Genomic DNA, 15,335 nt, shown 5'->3' with positions numbered 1-15,335 from the left:
TAGTACTTTCCATTCCTACCCTCCTTTTATGTTCCATACTCGTCTTGTTTTTGCGCTGATCGTAGGGTCGGCTACCGCCGTAACGGCTCAAACGCCCGCTTCCGAAACGGCAGCCGTGCAGAAAACCATTCAGGCGTTTTTCGATGGTATGCGCCGCGCCGATAGCGCAGCCGTGCGCCGTACCCTAGCGCCAGGTGCTGTGTTTCACACGCTCAGCTCCCGCAATGGCCAAACGGTGCTCCGACCGGAAAGCCCAACGGAGTTTGTAAAAGCAGTAGGAAGCCCGCACAAGGAAGTTTGGGATGAGCGCATCACCTTCGATAAGGTTTTGATTGATGCCAACTTGGCTAGCGTGTGGACGCCGTATGAATTTTACCTGGGTAGCACCTTCAGCCATTGTGGATACAACTGCTTCCAACTCGTGAAGCTCACAGACGGCTGGAAAATTGCCCACATCATCGACACGCGCCGCAAGGAAAAGTGTAAGTAGCGGGCGTGGCTACTTCCGCCGGTCTTTTGGCAGCTCGGCGGGGAAAGGTGGGGCTATGAGAGGATAGTTGTTGCGCACCAACGGGGCCGAGGGCGTAGGCTGCCGCCAACTAGTGACGGCGGCGGGGCGCAGCTCAAACTCATCAAACCACACTTTTCGGCCGCGCATCCAGAAGCGCAGGCGCTGACCGGGCTGGCGCACGCGCAGTCGCACGGTCAGCCGCACCCAGTCGCCTAGAATATCGGGGCTATATTTCGTGTGGGCCTGCGCACTATCGAGCACGGCACCGGTAGCACTAAGCAGGCTGCCATGCAGGGTGGGCAGGTCGGTGGTGCGGGCATAGGCCCAAATGGAGGCTTCGTACCAGCCAGCTTGCTGCTGCGGCTGATTCAGCAGAAAGAATCCGTTCTTGCGCAGCCCCTGGGCGCTACCGCCTTGGAATGCTGGCAGCTTGTCGGCCCCGCTAAAGGAAGGCTCCTGGGCGGGCGTATCGAAGCCTAGGTGCACTATCTGCGGAGCCGAGGCCGACGCCCAGTAACCGGGGCGGGCTATTAGCTGAGCGCGTTGCTGCCGGAAGGAGGCGGTAAGTGCGGGCCGGTTTTCCAGCTGGCTTATGGGTAGCTCGGCCAACCATACAGTGGAATCGCGGTAGAAAATATGGGCCCGGGCAAGCAGTGAAGCTTCTGTTGAATCTAGCTCTTCCCCGGCCGCTACGAGCACCAGCAAAGGCCGTTGGTCGGGGTAGTGAGCTAACACGGGCTTGTCGATGGCTGGGTGGCTCAGCAGTTGACCGGTAGCTTGGGCCTGATACAGCGGCGTGCGAGACAGCATAGTGGCGGCCAGCGGCATTCCCATCTCCAGCGAAGCACGCATGCTCTCGTATGAGCTTTTGTCGCCGTGACCAATTGAGAATACCTCGCTGCCCAAGAGGTAAAACGGCAGTGGCACCAGAGCCTGAAACTCTTGGGCTTGGCGACCAGCTTGCCGCAGCCGCTGGGGGTAGGTGGTGGAAGTAGCGCTCAGCGTGCGGCCTCTTCCGCGCTCAGGATGCAGAATACGGTAGGATTTGTGGGCCGTGTTGAAGACGCCCTCCACGGCCCACAGCAGCAAACAGGCGCTTAATACGCCGGTAGCTACCTCCTTACGGCCACGCTGGCGCAACCAACGGAAGCCTTGGTAGAGCGCATACGCAGCGTACACGGAGTAGAAGTAGTAGAAGATCCAGGCAAAGCGCCCAATAGAGCGAAACTGCCGGATGGGCCCAAGGAAGTTCAGCAGCCCTTCTAAGCCCCACCGAAACGGCCAGCCCATGGAAAAAAGTAGAATCAATAGCCCGGCCCAAAGGCTTACGCGCAGCACTGGCGGCAGGGCCGGCCATCGGAGTCGGCGCCACTGCCGGCGCCGCAGCCGCTGCCCTACCCGTACCAGAGTAGCCAGGGTGATAAGAGTAGCCACGAGGCCCACATACGCCTGGCCTTCCCAGCTAGGATCGGGGGTGTGGAAGACACGCTGCCACGCTTCGCGCACTGGCGTTTCAACCGGGAAGAACACACTCCACACCGAAGAACTGTAAGCAAAGAAGCCGTAGGGATTGGTGGGCCGATCGGCGGCGAAAGGGTCCGTCAGTGCCAATGACGCCTGAAACAGCACCATCGGCACAGCTACCGTGGCCAGCACCCGCAACCAAAAACCGACAGACGGCCGACCGCGCAGCGCCTTAGGCCGCTGCCACCACGCTACAGCACTGTGCGCCAGCAAAAGCAAGGCGCTGATAGCTAAGTAGTAGGGATGCAGAAAACCGAATACCGTGGTGAGCGTGGCGTAGGCAGCATACCACAAGCCCGGCCGGCGCGTAGTGGTTTCAGTGGCCCGCACCAGCGCATACCAGAGCAAGGGAATGACGCAGGAGTACGACAGCGCGTAGTGGCCCAGCATGCGCTCTAGCTGAGGCGCCAGCAATACAATGAGCCCAGTAGCCAAGGCCGCATACCATGCGGGCAGGCGGCAGCGCCGCAACAGTGCCAGCAGCGGCGGCACGCTCAATAGTTGGGCCAGCAGCATCAGCACGTTGAACACCGCTACCACATCCAAGGCCACACCCTGGCGGTGGAACACCCCTAAGACATAGGCCAGCGGCGGCTGGTTATCGGTGAACACCACGTGTTCACCGAAGGGATAATTCATACCGCTGAACCACCACGCAGTGTCGTGCTGCACATACCACGCCGCGGTGTAGTAGTTCTTGATACCATCATCAATACTACTGAAGAGGTAGCCCCCTGGATGCTCCACAATGGGCGCAAACAGCGCACTACCCAGCAGCCCAACGGCCAACACCACGACCAGCGTTAGCCAGTGCCGGCTCCGCTGATTGCGCACTTGCATACTCATATAAATCGGGCCAGCAGAATTTTGAGGAAGCTCCCACTTTCGTTGAGCAGAATCTTCGGATTCATGCGCGAAAAGATAACGCCTGGCTTGAGACGTACCGGCACTGGCCGCACCCGCAAGCGGGCGCCAGGCCGCGAAGCCAGAAAGATAAACTCTAAGTCAAACAGGTACCGGTCGATTTTTCCGCGCAGGAATACGTGTCTTCCCTGTTCGTTGAAGCCCTTGAGCCCGCACTGCGTATCCGAAACTGGCAAACCTAGTAAAAGGCCCGTGCTGCGGCGTAGCATCTTGGAAATGAACACCCGGCCGGCTGGCACTTTGGCGTAGTACGCTTCGTCGCGGGTGCCCACGGCTACATCGCACTGGCCCGTCCGCAGGGCTTCGAGCACCGTAGCCATGCTGGTTTCCTCGTACGGAAAGTCGATGTCGGTGAACAGGCACATCGGCTCCGTTACCTGACTGATGCCCGTGCGCAAGGCGTAGCCCTTGCCTTTATTTAGGGAATACGTGAGGTAGGTGAAGTGGGGCAGGCTGGCCCGCAGGAAGTGCACGTCGTCGTCGGTAACGGCGGCGCTACCATCGTTGACGAGGTAGAGGTGCACAGGGCGGGCTTCGGTAGGCAATAGAGCTTCGAACCGGGCTAAGCTGGATACAATGTTGGCAGTCCAACCGGCGGGCGGGTTGTAACAGGGCAGTACCAGGGCCAGTGGTGAAGCAGGGGCGGGCGTCCGACTCAAGCGGAAAAGCGAATAAAGGGCAGGAAAATTCTACCAAATATCCGGGAATTGTTCCAGCTCCCGACCAAGCTCAACTTATTACTTGCCGAATGGTGACTAGTTCTATCCCTAAAGCCGACGGCTTAGCTCCTACTCGCTTGGCTCATGGGGTTCCGCTCAGCACTAATCCCTAGAACCACAGTGGCAAGCGTACGGCGGTCAGAAAACGGGTATGCGCCGCAAAGGAGAACCGTCTACTTTCCAGCTATCCAGTTCGTATAGCTCGCCTTCCTCATCTAGGTAAAGCGAGGCCAGCACGGCTACCCCATCCTCATCCGAGTACCACAGTTCCGCAATGGAGCTACCCAAGCGGCGGCGCAGCTTTGTGCTCACGAACCGGATGCTTCCCACGCCACCATCGGTCAGGTCTTCTACCTGGGCCGTGGGCAATACCGCTAAAAGGTGCTCTACGTGCGGTTTGCCGCGCAGCATATAAAGCAGCAAGCCCAACTCAGGCAAGGTTAGCAAACGGGAGGCCATACAGATATACGTAACGGTACCGCCCAGAACCCACTCCAATAAAATAAGAAGAGGACCCTACGCACTACCCAGGCTACTCCTGTGGTTTTACGCTTTTGGCGCTTGCGTGGCCTATCCCTTAGCCAGTTTCACGATGTCGGGCACCTCCAGAACTGACCTGGAGTAGCCGCGTTGCGCCACCCGAATCATGGCCTTCCCTAGCTCTGATAGCTTAGAAACGTACTTGGGTGCTACCGTCCGTAACACCGGATATAGCCACCCAATCAAATGGTAGTAGCCTTTCACATGCTTCTGCCCGGGGGTAGCGCGCATAAAAGCCGGCCGAAACATGTAGGCGTGCGCGAAGCCCAGTTGTAGCAAGGCATTTTCCGTTTCGCCCTTTACCCGCGCCCACATCTGCCCGCTTTTCAAGGTGCCATCCGTACCCGCCCCTGACACGAAGCAGAACGTGAGGTCGGGGTTGCGGGGCAGTAGTATGTGGGCGAAATGCAGGGTGAGGTCGTAGGTCAGGCGGCGGTACTCCGCCTCCTTCATACCCACGGACGAGGCGCCCAGGCAGAAAAAACAAGCGCTGTAGCCCGCAAGCTGGTCTTGGATTGGTGAGAGGTTGTGGAAATCGGCGTGCAGGATTTCCCGCAGCTTGGGGTGCTGGCGGCCGCTGGGCTTGCGGCTAAGGGAGAGCACCTGCTCCACTTTGGGGCTGTTCAAGCACTCCAGCAGTACACCCTCTCCTACCATGCCGGTAGCCCCCGTTAAGATAACGCGTAGTTTCATGGGGAAGCAGACGGATAAGCGGCGCGGATGCTTTAACGATCATCCTCCAAGTCTTCGTGACCAGTGAACTCAGAGCCCATATATGCAGCGGCTTCGTACGCATCTACTGGGTATTCCTCCACAGATACCGAATTCAAAAAGAGCTGGCCTAACGAGCAGTTCATCTTAATGAAGAACTTTCTTGGGTCTTCCGCCTCCTGTTCCCAGAAATAATCATGAAACAGATAGCCAGCCTGCAGATCTTGAATATCCAGGGCAATTGGATCACCCGTTGATCCGCTGCCTATCACTAGCAAACCCGCGCGAAGGGCTCGTTGGAAACCATCCTCCCACTCAAGATTTTTCTTGAAGCAATTTGCCTGGTCATAGTGTAGCTCTCCGATTTCAAGATCTATGTTGAAAGAAAAGGCTACAAAGAACTGTTGTGCTTCTTCCGGCAAACCAATTCGGCGAAGCACCTCTTTATTCTCGTCTCGTAACGGTTCAGAATGTACTCTCATCTTGATGCCGGCTATTTCCATAGCCTGTCGCATCATTTCCGCATGCATCATGAACGCGCTTTTGCTTGTACTACCCGACCACCGATTCCTCTAGTCGCATAGGTTCAATCCACTTGCCGTCCTCGCGCATGAGGTCGATGAGCTGGTCTACGGCTTGCTCTTCGGGCACGGATTTCTTAATGACTTCCTGGCCGCGGTAGAGAGCAATTTTACCCTTGCCCACGCCCACGTAGCCGTAATCGGCGTCGGCCATTTCGCCAGGGCCATTCACGATGCAGCCCATGATGCCAATTTTCACGCCCTTTAGGTGGTCGGTGCGCTTGCGGATCATGGCAGTGGTTTCCTGGAGGTCGAACAAGGTACGGCCGCAGCTGGGGCAGCTGATGTACTCCGTTTTAGACATGCGCGTGCGGGCCGCCTGCAGAATCCCAAAACTGAGTTGGTTGAGCTGGTCTAGGGTCTGGAGCCACTCGGCTTTGCTACGCTCTGGCAGTAGTTCCGTGCTGAGCACTACGCCATCGCCCAGGCCATCCAGGAGCAGACCTCCCACGTCAGTAGCGGCGTAGAGTTGAGTCTGTTCAGGCGTTAGCTCAGGGTACTGGCGGCTGATGATAACGGGGTTGGTGACGCCACTATGAATCAGGCGGAAGAAGGCCCGTCGAATTTCCGGCATGGCGTGGGCATTGTCGGTGCGCAGAATTACAACGGCCGTGGGGTCTTCCCGCAGGTGGTCGAGGGTAGCAGGCGTCAGCGAATCCAGGGTCTGAAACACGAAGTTCAGCTCCGGATGCTTGGCACTGGCCACTGCGTACTCGGCGGGCGTAAATGCCGGGTAATGATCGGGGCGCTGGCCGCCATCAACCCAAGCCGAGAAGTCAAGCACCTCTTTCAGGCCGTTGGGCAGCATAAACGGCACCGGGCGCTGGCCCGAATACACGTAGTCGGCGCCTAGGTCATTCATCTGAAACTTGTCGAGGAAGGCTGAGTACAGGTGGCCGGCAGCCCGCAGGTCGGCGTACTCCAGTGAGGGCAGGCGCGAGAGGTCTACCAGCACGCGGGGCACATTCTGGCCCCCAAGGTTCAGGACCTCGCGGGTAGCCCGACGGTGGTACTGGAAAGGATCAATCGGCGACAGATTGGCGTCGTTGCTAATCAGATCAGCATTGAATACGTGGGCACCGGAGGCCGCAGCAGCCCCCGCCGTTGCAAAGTCTTCCGTGAGCGGGGCAATGGGCTTGGCATCGGCAGCACGGGTGGTGTAGCGGTCAATGAGCGCTTTGGCAACGGGCGCTTCGGCTTCGGGCGCTTCGGTGAGGCTCACGCGCACGGTATCCCCTAGGCCGTCTTCCAGCAGCGTGCCGATGCCCACGGCCGACTTGATGCGGCCGTCCTCGGCCTCGCCGGCTTCCGTTACGCCCAGGTGTAGCGGGTAGGGCTGCAAGCCTTCCTCGTCAAGCTTCTGCACCAGCAAGCGGTAAGCCTGTACCATTACCTGCGTGTTGGAGGCTTTCATGCTCAGCACCACGTCGTAGTAGTTCTCTTCTTCGCACAGACGCAGAAATTCCAGCGCCGACTCTACCATACCCAAGGGCGTATCGCCGTAGCGCGACAGGATCCGGTCGGACAGGGAGCCGTGGTTGGTGCCGATGCGCATTGCCGTGCCGTACTGCTTGCAGATCTGCACCAGGGGCCGAAAACGCTCCCGGATGCGGTCTACCTCGGCCGCGTAGGTAGCATCGGTGTACTCAATGACGTCGAACTTCTTTTTATCGGCGTAGTTGCCGGGGTTCACGCGCACTTTCTCCACAATGCGGGCGGCTAGTTCCGCGGCGTTGGGCGTGAAGTGAATATCGGCAATGAGAGGCACGTTGCAGCCGCGCTTACGCAGTTCCTTCTTGATTTCCAGCAGGTTTTGCGCCTCCTTCACGCTGGGGGCCGTGATGCGCACATACTCGCAGCCGGCCTCTACCATGCGCAGGGTCTGTTCCACCGAGCCCAGCGTGTCCATGGTATCCACGGTGGTCATGCTCTGCACCCGAATGGGGTTGAGCCCTCCCATGGGCAACTCCCCGATTTTTACTTCCCGGGCGAGGCGGCGTTTGTATTCGGTGAGGCTGGGGCAGTAGATTTTGGAAGTCAGGCTCATACGGCAGGCAGATTATGCGTAGCAGAAACTGCGTAGGGGTTGGTAAAGTTGCTTGTTGGCAAAGGTACGAGGCTTTCTTTGTTGGGCTGCGGAGAAGTAAGCCCCAGCGTTGATTTTGCGCCACCCGCTACGCTGGCATCTGGCCCTTAGTAGAGCGAGCAACGGCGTGAAACAGGATACGCGTTATTAGGGGCTACTTCGTTGGGGAAGAAGCCTCAGAGCTGGGCCGCAACTTCCTAGCCTTTACCTTGTCTTTATCTCAACTAGCTCACCTTCACATGAACCGACTTACTCTTCTTTTTTCAGCCGCCATTTGTTTCCTGGCCCTACCTAGCCAGGCCCAGCAAGTAGAGGTAATTAAGCTCCCAGAACTGCAAAAGCGCCTGAGTCGCGCCACCGACACCACGTACGTGGTGAACTTCTGGGCCACGTGGTGTGCCCCCTGCGTTAAGGAGCTTCCTTACTTCGACCAACTCACCACTACCTACGCCAAGCAGAAAGTGAAGGTGCTGCTAGTAAGCATGGATTACGCTTCCCAGCTGGATAAGAAAGTAAAACCCTTTGTGCTGAAGCGGGGGCTCAAGTCGGAAGTAGTGTTGCTCAATGAACCCGACCCTAATACGTATCTTAACAAGATAGACGCCAAATGGAGCGGGGCACTGCCCTTCACTATGCTGGTAAACAATGCCAAAAGCAAACGAGCCACTTTTGAAAAGGAATTCACTGCCGAGGAGTTGCAAAAACAATTGCAGGCGTTTTTGTAATACGCGGCTAGGCATAGGCAACGGCACGAGCTGAAATTTTATCGCCTTTGGATACGCCGCGCACCTACTTTCATGGTTTAGCATTCACCTTTTTTTCCATCATCTCATGAAAAAGATTCTTCCTTTGCTGGCGGCGTATCTGGTGCTGGCACTAAGCAGCTTTATCATGCTCCGCCCCGACGTAGTGGGTTACCAGGTGGGCGATAAAGTAGTTGATTTCAAGCTTAAGAATGTGGATGGCAAGCTGGTGTCGTTGGCCGATAACAAGGCAGCCAAGGGCTACATTGTGGTCTTCACTTGCAACACCTGCCCCTACGCCCAAGCTTACGAAAGCCGCATTCTGGCTCTTCACCAAAAGTATGCCTCGCAGGGCTACCCGGTAGTTGCCATCAACCCCAACGACCCAAGCGTGGCCCCCGGCGACTCCTTCGCCGAGATGCAGAAACGAGCTAAGGCCAAGCAGTATGGCTTTCCCTACCTGCAAGACGAAACGCAGCAAATTGCGAAGCAGTACGGTGCTACCCGCACGCCCCACCTGTATGTCGTTGCCCGCCAAGGCGCCGACTTTGTGGTGCGCTACATTGGCGCCATCGACGACAATTCGGAAGATGCTACGCTGGTAAAAACCAAGTATCTGGAAAATGCCATGACGGATATTCTGGCGGGCAAGCCAGCAACTGTTAACTCCACCAAAGCCATTGGCTGCTCTATCAAATGGAAGCGGGCCTAGCGGTTTGTTTTTCTCATAAAAAAAGCCGGCGCAAGGGCCGGCTTTTTTGTGGGACTATAAGAACAGAAAGCCTAGGCTCCAGCGCGTGTGAATACACCTTCTAAAGTATCGGTCTTCACGCCGGGGGTCTCGTCCAGGGCGGCGTTAATCATGGCCTGGGCTACTACGCGGCCGTGAATGGGGCGGTATTGCTTTAGGAGAGGCAGCTGAGTGAATATACTACCTAGCACCAGCCCAATTTTTTCGCCCGTGCGCGGCTCCTTGCGGTGGCCGGCCAGCATACCGGGCTGTAGCACGCGGATGCGCCGAAACGGCAGCTTGCGCACGTCACGCTCCAGCTCCCCCTTCATGCGGCTGTAAAAAATAAGCGAATCTGCATCGGCCCCCGCCGATGAAACCAGCACATACGTGTCCACCCCATTCTCGGCGGCGGCCTGTGCGGCCTGGTACTGATAGGTGTAGTCTATCCTGTACTGGGCTTCTTGGCTGCCCGCTTGCTTGAGGGTAGTACCCAATGTGGAAAAGAGCACGTCGCCACTGAGCAAGTGGTTCCACTGCTGAGGCTGGTCAAAGTCGACGATGTGCTCCTCAAGCTTCGGATTTTGGTAGCCCGTAGTTCGGCGGGTAAATACTTTAACGGCTCCGAACCGCTGGTCGAGGAGTAGCTGCCGCAGCAGGTAGTCGCCAACGAGGCCCGTAGCCCCCAAGAGTAAGGCAGTCTTCATGCACAGGTGGTCAGGTAAGAGCAGAACGCCATGCTGCCACAAACGCAGCCGCACGAGCCACCACGGTACATGGGCAGCTTTTCTTATGTACGAGTCGCTATTTTTTTAGATACCATTGTATTATTTACATATTTCTTGTAAGCCATAAAGATCTATGCCCCCGTTTGCAGCACAATTTTGCCTATGTGGGTACTGCTTTCCAGCAATTGATGCGCCGCCGCCGCATTACCCAGCGGAAACGTTTGAAAGATGACCGGCCGAAATTTACCGGCCGCCAGCAGCGGCCACACGTGCTGCTCAACGGCCCTGGCAAGCGCCGCCTTAAAGTCGGCGGAGCGGGGCCGCAGGGTGCTGCCGGTGATGGTAAGTCGCCGCGCCATTATCTCCAACGCGTTGAAGGCCGCCGGCCCACCTTGCATGGCATTTATGAACACTAGGCGCCCGTCGTCGCGTAGTAGCCGCAAGTTTTTGGCGGTGTAGTCGCCCCCAACCATGTCCAGCACCACGTCTACCCCACCAGCGGCGGCTAGCACTTGCTCAAAATCCTGCTCCCGGTAGTTAATCACCGTATCGGCCCCCAATCCCTGCACGGCGGCCTGTTTGTCGGAGCTGCCAACGGTGGCCACCACTCGGCTACCCAGGGCATGAGCAAGTTGCACGGCCGTGATGCCAATGCCGCTGCTGCCGCCATGCACTAAAAGCGTTTCGCCGGGTTGCAGAGCCCCGCGCTGAAACACATTGTGCCACACCGTATACACTGTTTCGGGTAGCGAAGCCGCCTCCGTCATGGTCCAGCCCGTCGGCACGGGCAAGCAATGGCGCGCATCCACAACTGCATACTCAGCATATCCACCCGACGCCAGCAGAGCACACACGGCATCACCGGGCTGCCAGCGCGTTACATCTGCCCCGCATTGCGTAACAATGCCGGCTACCTCTAAACCCGGTACTGTACCCGTTACGTCGCCACTTCCCCGGTATTTGCCCTGGCGGAGCAGCACGTCGGGGCGGTTTACGCCAGCGGCGTGTACTTGTAATAGCACTTCATGGGCGGCAGGCTCAGGCACGGGTTGGGTGCCAAGTTCCAGCACATCGGGGCCACCAGGCTGGCGGATAAGAATACTATGCATCTGCAAAAGGAAAGGTGGGTAAAGTGACTTACTAGCCACGAATCTAGTTCACCTAGTACGTAGGCAGCCGCGGTATAGCCTACCTGCTTTAGCCATCCTAGGTAAGGAAACCGGGGGCTAATGTATCCGCAGGCTCAGTTTTGCGTTCCATGAGGTACCATGAAGAAGATTTCCCTCCTGCCCCACTTTTTGCGCACTGCTGGACATCTAACCGGCTTGGCGGCCTGGCAAACTGGCCGTTTGTTTCAGAAGGCTGCCCGCTCGGCCCTCGATGCCGTGCAGGAAGTGTTACGGGCGGAAGTGCAAAAGGGAAATCTGCAACTGGTGCGCGATTTTCTTGCCGATAAGGCCCTGCCCGCTGCCCGTGCGTTGCTGTTAGAACGGATGACGGCCCGTTTGCTGGTGCGCCTGGGGCTTCGTGGAGTTTTAGCTTCTAACGTAGTAGGCTGGATCCTGCCAGTTGTGCTCGAGCAATTGCTGAAAGTAGTGCGCAAGACAGGCGCCCTCGACAGGCTGCGCGAACATGCGACAGTTCAGGAAGCCCTTCTGCGCCTCGACGAGCTTAAGCAGGCAACCTGGAAACGTATTGCCCCCGACCACGGTACCGGCGCGGAAGTACTCCCCGACGAAACCGAATTGCCGCGGCAACTGCCGGCGTAAAAAACGGCCAAAAACACGCATACTGGCTATAAAATTCCCCGTTTAGCCATTTGCGCACTTTATCTTTTTTTCTGCTAAAACTGGCAATCCAGCCTGGAAACCGACTTCGTAGGTGGCCTCACATGAGACCAACCTACCTGTTGCCGCCCGGAAGCACCCCCCACTTCCCGCCGGCCCGGGCAGCCCTCCGCGACTTGTATCGGGCCGCTCGCCACATCCGCTACGCCGACCCGTACGCTGCCTCCCGGCTAGCCCGCATTGCCGACCAGGCGGAGTACTTCTTGCAGGAATGGCCCGACACCTGTTGGCCCGACAGTATCACGCTTGAGCATCCCCTGCCTTCCCGCCACGTTCTACTATCCTGGGTAGCCACGGCCAAACGGGAAGCTGCGCAGCCCTACGTGCCTGCTTCTCACCCGTGGTCTTACACCCGGTGGCAGCAGGTGACAACTATTTTGCTCTCCGCTTTAGTGCCTTTCGCCTGAACAGTTGAAGTTAAAAAATGAGGTAAGTAGCTCACGAAGAGCTTTGCTGCGCAACGGTAGCGAAGCTTTTTGTGAGCTACCGCGCTTCTAACGCATCCTAAGCTCGTCTGCATCCGTTAGCACAATTTTTAGCCTATGTACCGTACCTCTCCTCCCTGCTTGCGCGCTGCTTGGCAGCTCTGCGCGCTACTATCTTTTCTGCCCAAGAGTTCTTTTCTCACCCTCTTACCCAGTAATACTATTTCCTGATTGCTACTCAAAGCGGCGTTGACGAAGGTACAAACACAGAATACCGTGCCCCTACTGCTTCAGCGTTCCGTTGCGTCACTTCGCGACATGCCAGCTTCTACCCTCAGTTCCGCACACAGCCGCAGCGTAGTGCTGCGGGGCCTACTAAGCCAAACCCGAGCCCTTTCTCCTTCCACTCCTTACGCCACGGCCCGCCTAGCCCGGCTTACCGATCAGAGTGAGTATTTTCTCCTGCAATGGCCGCACGACGAATGGCCTCATATCAACCGAACGGGCGACTCTGTGCCAAGCAAGCCATTGGTTATCAATCAGATTTCTCGCGTTACCACGCTACTTTCTCCCGTTGCTTCCCCTACGCCCGTGCTTGCGCCCGCTACGTGGCTTTTAGCGCAAGAGTCGCTGATTAAAATACTGTGCACTGTTCTGTAGCACTCACGGAATGAGGAGTTGAATAGACAGCTTGGCTATGCACGCAGCATTTACTGCTTGGCAGACCTTACAAGAATAATTTGCTTCCCCTGGGTGTGCAGAGGCCACCTAAGAACAGTCCTCTCTTCTACCATTGCCGCGCAACCACACTAGCTCTTTACTAGCGCAACGTAGTATGGGCTTTTCAAAGATATCTTACCCAACGTACTGGCTGCCACAGGTGCCCCACAGGCCAAAAAGATTTCCTTAGAATGAAGGCTATTAGAGCCGCGCATAGTGCAAGTCCAGCGCTATGCCACTAGCATTATTCCGTGTAGTATTGCCGCAACCTGCTAGTGCTTCGGGCTCTTGATTAAGAGCCCGAAGCACTAGCAATTGATTCATTATTAGCAAGTTTACGTATCTGTTTCAGATAGTTTACGTACCAAGCAACTTCATTTTCTGCTTACAGAAGCCTGCACCTAGGCCTCTCAAACGCACTAGTGCCCTTATTCATGCGTTCCGCTCTCTCTTTCCCTTACCTAAACGTTTACATTCACGAGGTACCCTCTCCTACCCTCGAAACTCACTGGCTTGGATTCGCCAACAGTACGGACTTCCGCGCCTCCCTTACCCAGGCGTTGCAACTAGGCCGTCAGCTTCAAGTTAAGGGGTGGATTGCCGACGACCGTCTGTTGGGGGCGGTCCGTCCCCGAGATTTGCAATGGACTCACGAGAAGATATTGCTCCCCTTAGACACTATTGGTTTACAGCGCTTTGCCTTGTTAGAGTCTAGCGATACTCTTAACCGCCTAACTATTGCGTCAATGTATCATCAGGCATCTCCTGATGTACGCTTTGAAATTCAGCGCTTCGACCAGATTAGCAGAGCGCGCGCCTGGGCTAGTGGCTTGGTTTAGAACAGCCGTCTAACGCTGCGTTCCAGCGTAGGTGGATGTGATTTCGTTGCCCCTGGTCTTTGTCTCAAGTGCTTTCGTAGGTAGTCAGGCTGTTGCGCCGGAAGTTGAGTACTATCTATTGGACATAGTATACTCGAGCAAAGGACCATCACAGGGTTGCGACGAGCTCGTCAGCGTCTTGTTTTCCGCTTGGAAGATTAGCGTCTCTTTTGGCTCAGCGGTACAATTATTGATGAGGTTGTTATCCGCCGGGTAAGTGAGCGTTAGATGGGGCCCGTCCGTGTAGCTACGTGCGGAAAATGTACCGCTGACCTCTATCACCTGACCACCTTGTTGTCGGGTCCTAGTAAAGGTACTGTCTGCCTGGAAAACATACGTTTCTTGAAAAGGAAGATCAGAGCCTGTTTTAACAAAAACTGGAAAATTCCCCGTCATTTTAGCTAGCTGCCACGTTTGGGGATAGACGTTAAGGTTAGCATCTGGTATTTCTTCTTTCTGGCAAGAAAGAAATGTAACCAGTAATAAGGAGGAGGCAAGTAGGTGCTTCATCACGGGTGGAATTTAGTAACGCAGATAGTAGATCCTCAAGCGAACAAAAGGGTTGCATTGGCTTACAAAACCACGATCTGCACGACTTTCCATACAAAATGATGTTCTTCTTGGGGTTCTTTTTCGGATACGCTGTACCTATCACTTGACTCTATGTAGCTGCGAAAAGGCATAGCTCCAGTATTCTTGATAGAAGCTAGATATTGGTCACGTACGTTGGAGGCTATACTTAGCCGCATTTATACGTGTTACCATTTCTTAAAAGCGTAAGCAGCACCATGCCCCTCCGTGCTGCTCTTGCCAAATCCGGAGAGAATACACTTGTTCCTGTGTGTGCTGCCTGTGCATTTCTGTGATACAGCTAGTCGTCTGCTTGTGTGAATTAACAGGTGCTTAATCAAGCAAAGAATCATACCCATAAGGGGAACATAAATAGAAAGCATAGCGTATTAACCATTTGTTTGTATATTTGCATCAAACATCTAGGAAATCATTTGGGCTATGGCAGTTGAAGAAACAGTTGGGCAACGCTTCACTCAGCTTATTTCATATTTGGGTATATCTAAAAATGCCTTTGCTGCTTCATTAGATAAAACCGCCACGGTGATCCAACATCTTGTAGATGAGCGGAATAAACCTGGTTTTGACCTTTTGTGCAAAGTTTTTGAAATATATCCAAATGTATCTAAGGACTGGCTTCTACAAGGAACAGGCCCCATGCTTTATGCTACACCTAGCTCTACTCCCGTTGCCCCGATGGTAGCCCCCACGGAAGTGCCGGTGCAAGCTGTTGAGGAAAAAAAGCCAGATGTATCGCCCTCCAAAATAGAGGAAACCCCAATCAGCAGCCAACCTTTACCAACACCCCAACCTGCAGCGCCAAATCCTGTTAGCTCCGAGCCGGTTACTCCTCCCGTACCAACCCCACCCATTGCTGCCGAAATACCAGCAATGGCTCCAGCCACAGCATCTGCGGCTACCGCATCAGACACTAGCTGGCAAACGGCACTCTATACTCAGCAAATGGCCCATCAATTAGCCCTAGCTGAGCTACGGAACCAGCATTTGCAGGAACAACAACGGCTTATGCAACAAATGATGGACCTGATGCAACGCCAGCTAGCCCGTTAGAATGAAGTGCAATAGAACCTGTTTCAA

The 15,335-nt window shown here is 55.8% G+C and carries 17 protein-coding genes; 8 read left to right on the top strand and 9 right to left on the bottom strand.

Annotation, left to right across the window (positions count from 1 at the left end):
- Positions 1–28 precede the first annotated feature (28 nt).
- Positions 29–490: a nuclear transport factor 2 family protein gene (locus tag CHB83_RS00240; RefSeq protein WP_089331269.1), complete on the top strand. Its 462-nt coding sequence runs from the start codon at positions 29–31 to the stop codon at positions 488–490.
- A gap of 9 nt (positions 491–499) precedes the next feature.
- Here CHB83_RS00240 and CHB83_RS00235 read toward each other — a convergent pair whose 3' ends face one another.
- The 6 genes from CHB83_RS00235 to ispG all read right to left on the bottom strand — a co-directional run bounded on the left by CHB83_RS00235 (position 500) and on the right by ispG (position 7,557).
- A complete protein-coding gene (locus tag CHB83_RS00235; protein ID WP_143436943.1) occupies positions 500–2,881 on the bottom strand; it encodes a hypothetical protein in 2,382 nt (793 codons plus the stop codon).
- On the bottom strand, positions 2,878–3,618 hold the full coding sequence (locus CHB83_RS00230; RefSeq protein ID WP_052695371.1) for a glycosyltransferase: 741 nt from the start codon (positions 3,616–3,618) through the stop codon (positions 2,878–2,880). The genes CHB83_RS00235 and CHB83_RS00230 overlap by 4 nt, the downstream gene beginning before the upstream one ends.
- A gap of 198 nt (positions 3,619–3,816) precedes the next feature.
- A complete protein-coding gene (locus tag CHB83_RS00225; RefSeq protein WP_089331268.1) occupies positions 3,817–4,137 on the bottom strand; it encodes a DUF6984 family protein in 321 nt (106 codons plus the stop codon).
- Between the two features lie 111 nt (positions 4,138–4,248).
- Positions 4,249–4,911 (bottom strand): Rossmann-fold NAD(P)-binding domain-containing protein, encoded by a 663-nt coding sequence (locus CHB83_RS00220; protein ID WP_089331267.1) that lies wholly within the window; start codon positions 4,909–4,911, stop codon positions 4,249–4,251.
- Positions 4,912–4,943: 32 nt separating this feature from the next.
- Complete coding sequence (locus tag CHB83_RS00215) at positions 4,944–5,462, bottom strand: hypothetical protein (RefSeq protein WP_089331266.1); 519 nt, start codon at positions 5,460–5,462, stop codon at positions 4,944–4,946.
- Positions 5,463–5,481: 19 nt separating this feature from the next.
- A complete protein-coding gene (ispG, locus tag CHB83_RS00210) occupies positions 5,482–7,557 on the bottom strand; it encodes a (E)-4-hydroxy-3-methylbut-2-enyl-diphosphate synthase (protein WP_089331265.1) in 2,076 nt (691 codons plus the stop codon).
- A gap of 278 nt (positions 7,558–7,835) precedes the next feature.
- On the opposite strand from ispG, the gene CHB83_RS00205 reads away from it, so the two are divergent.
- Together CHB83_RS00205 and CHB83_RS00200 are read left to right on the top strand one after the other, a co-directional pair.
- Entirely contained in the window at positions 7,836–8,321 is a 486-nt protein-coding gene (locus CHB83_RS00205) for a TlpA disulfide reductase family protein (protein ID WP_089331264.1), read from the top strand.
- A gap of 106 nt (positions 8,322–8,427) precedes the next feature.
- A complete protein-coding gene (locus CHB83_RS00200) occupies positions 8,428–9,051 on the top strand; it encodes a thioredoxin family protein (RefSeq protein ID WP_089331263.1) in 624 nt (207 codons plus the stop codon).
- Positions 9,052–9,122: 71 nt separating this feature from the next.
- Here the strand turns inward: CHB83_RS00200 and CHB83_RS00195 are convergent, their stop codons facing one another.
- Both CHB83_RS00195 and CHB83_RS00190 read right to left on the bottom strand, forming a co-directional pair.
- Positions 9,123–9,776, bottom strand: coding sequence for an NAD(P)H-binding protein (locus tag CHB83_RS00195; RefSeq protein ID WP_045689473.1), 654 nt, complete (start codon positions 9,774–9,776; stop codon positions 9,123–9,125).
- A gap of 152 nt (positions 9,777–9,928) precedes the next feature.
- The gene (locus CHB83_RS00190; RefSeq protein WP_089331262.1) at positions 9,929–10,906 is read right to left on the bottom strand and encodes an NAD(P)H-quinone oxidoreductase; all 978 of its coding nucleotides are present in this window, start codon (positions 10,904–10,906) and stop codon (positions 9,929–9,931) included.
- A 159-nt stretch (positions 10,907–11,065) separates the two neighbouring features.
- On the opposite strand from CHB83_RS00190, the gene CHB83_RS00185 reads away from it, so the two are divergent.
- The 4 genes from CHB83_RS00185 to CHB83_RS00170 all read left to right on the top strand — a co-directional run bounded on the left by CHB83_RS00185 (position 11,066) and on the right by CHB83_RS00170 (position 13,628).
- Positions 11,066–11,566 carry a hypothetical protein gene (locus CHB83_RS00185; RefSeq protein WP_045689471.1) on the top strand — a complete coding sequence of 167 codons (501 nt, stop codon included), beginning with the start codon at positions 11,066–11,068 and terminating at the stop codon, positions 11,564–11,566.
- A gap of 122 nt (positions 11,567–11,688) precedes the next feature.
- Entirely contained in the window at positions 11,689–12,051 is a 363-nt protein-coding gene (locus CHB83_RS00180; protein WP_055562248.1) for a hypothetical protein, read from the top strand.
- A gap of 336 nt (positions 12,052–12,387) precedes the next feature.
- Positions 12,388–12,729: a hypothetical protein gene (locus CHB83_RS00175; protein ID WP_143436942.1), complete on the top strand. Its 342-nt coding sequence runs from the start codon at positions 12,388–12,390 to the stop codon at positions 12,727–12,729.
- Positions 12,730–13,223: 494 nt separating this feature from the next.
- Positions 13,224–13,628 (top strand): hypothetical protein, encoded by a 405-nt coding sequence (locus CHB83_RS00170; RefSeq protein WP_045689468.1) that lies wholly within the window; start codon positions 13,224–13,226, stop codon positions 13,626–13,628.
- Between the two features lie 111 nt (positions 13,629–13,739).
- Here the strand turns inward: CHB83_RS00170 and CHB83_RS00165 are convergent, their stop codons facing one another.
- The gene (locus CHB83_RS00165; RefSeq protein WP_045689467.1) at positions 13,740–14,177 is read right to left on the bottom strand and encodes a hypothetical protein; all 438 of its coding nucleotides are present in this window, start codon (positions 14,175–14,177) and stop codon (positions 13,740–13,742) included.
- 501 nt (positions 14,178–14,678) lie between these two features.
- On the opposite strand from CHB83_RS00165, the gene CHB83_RS23420 reads away from it, so the two are divergent.
- Positions 14,679–15,308 carry a hypothetical protein gene (locus CHB83_RS23420; RefSeq protein WP_143436941.1) on the top strand — a complete coding sequence of 210 codons (630 nt, stop codon included), beginning with the start codon at positions 14,679–14,681 and terminating at the stop codon, positions 15,306–15,308.
- The last annotated feature ends 27 nt before the right edge of the window (positions 15,309–15,335 follow it).

The sequence above is a fragment of the Hymenobacter mucosus genome (assembly GCF_900188255.1).
GTDB lineage: Bacteria > Bacteroidota > Bacteroidia > Cytophagales > Hymenobacteraceae > Hymenobacter > Hymenobacter mucosus.
This window is presented reverse-complemented; position numbering and strand designations above follow the sequence as displayed.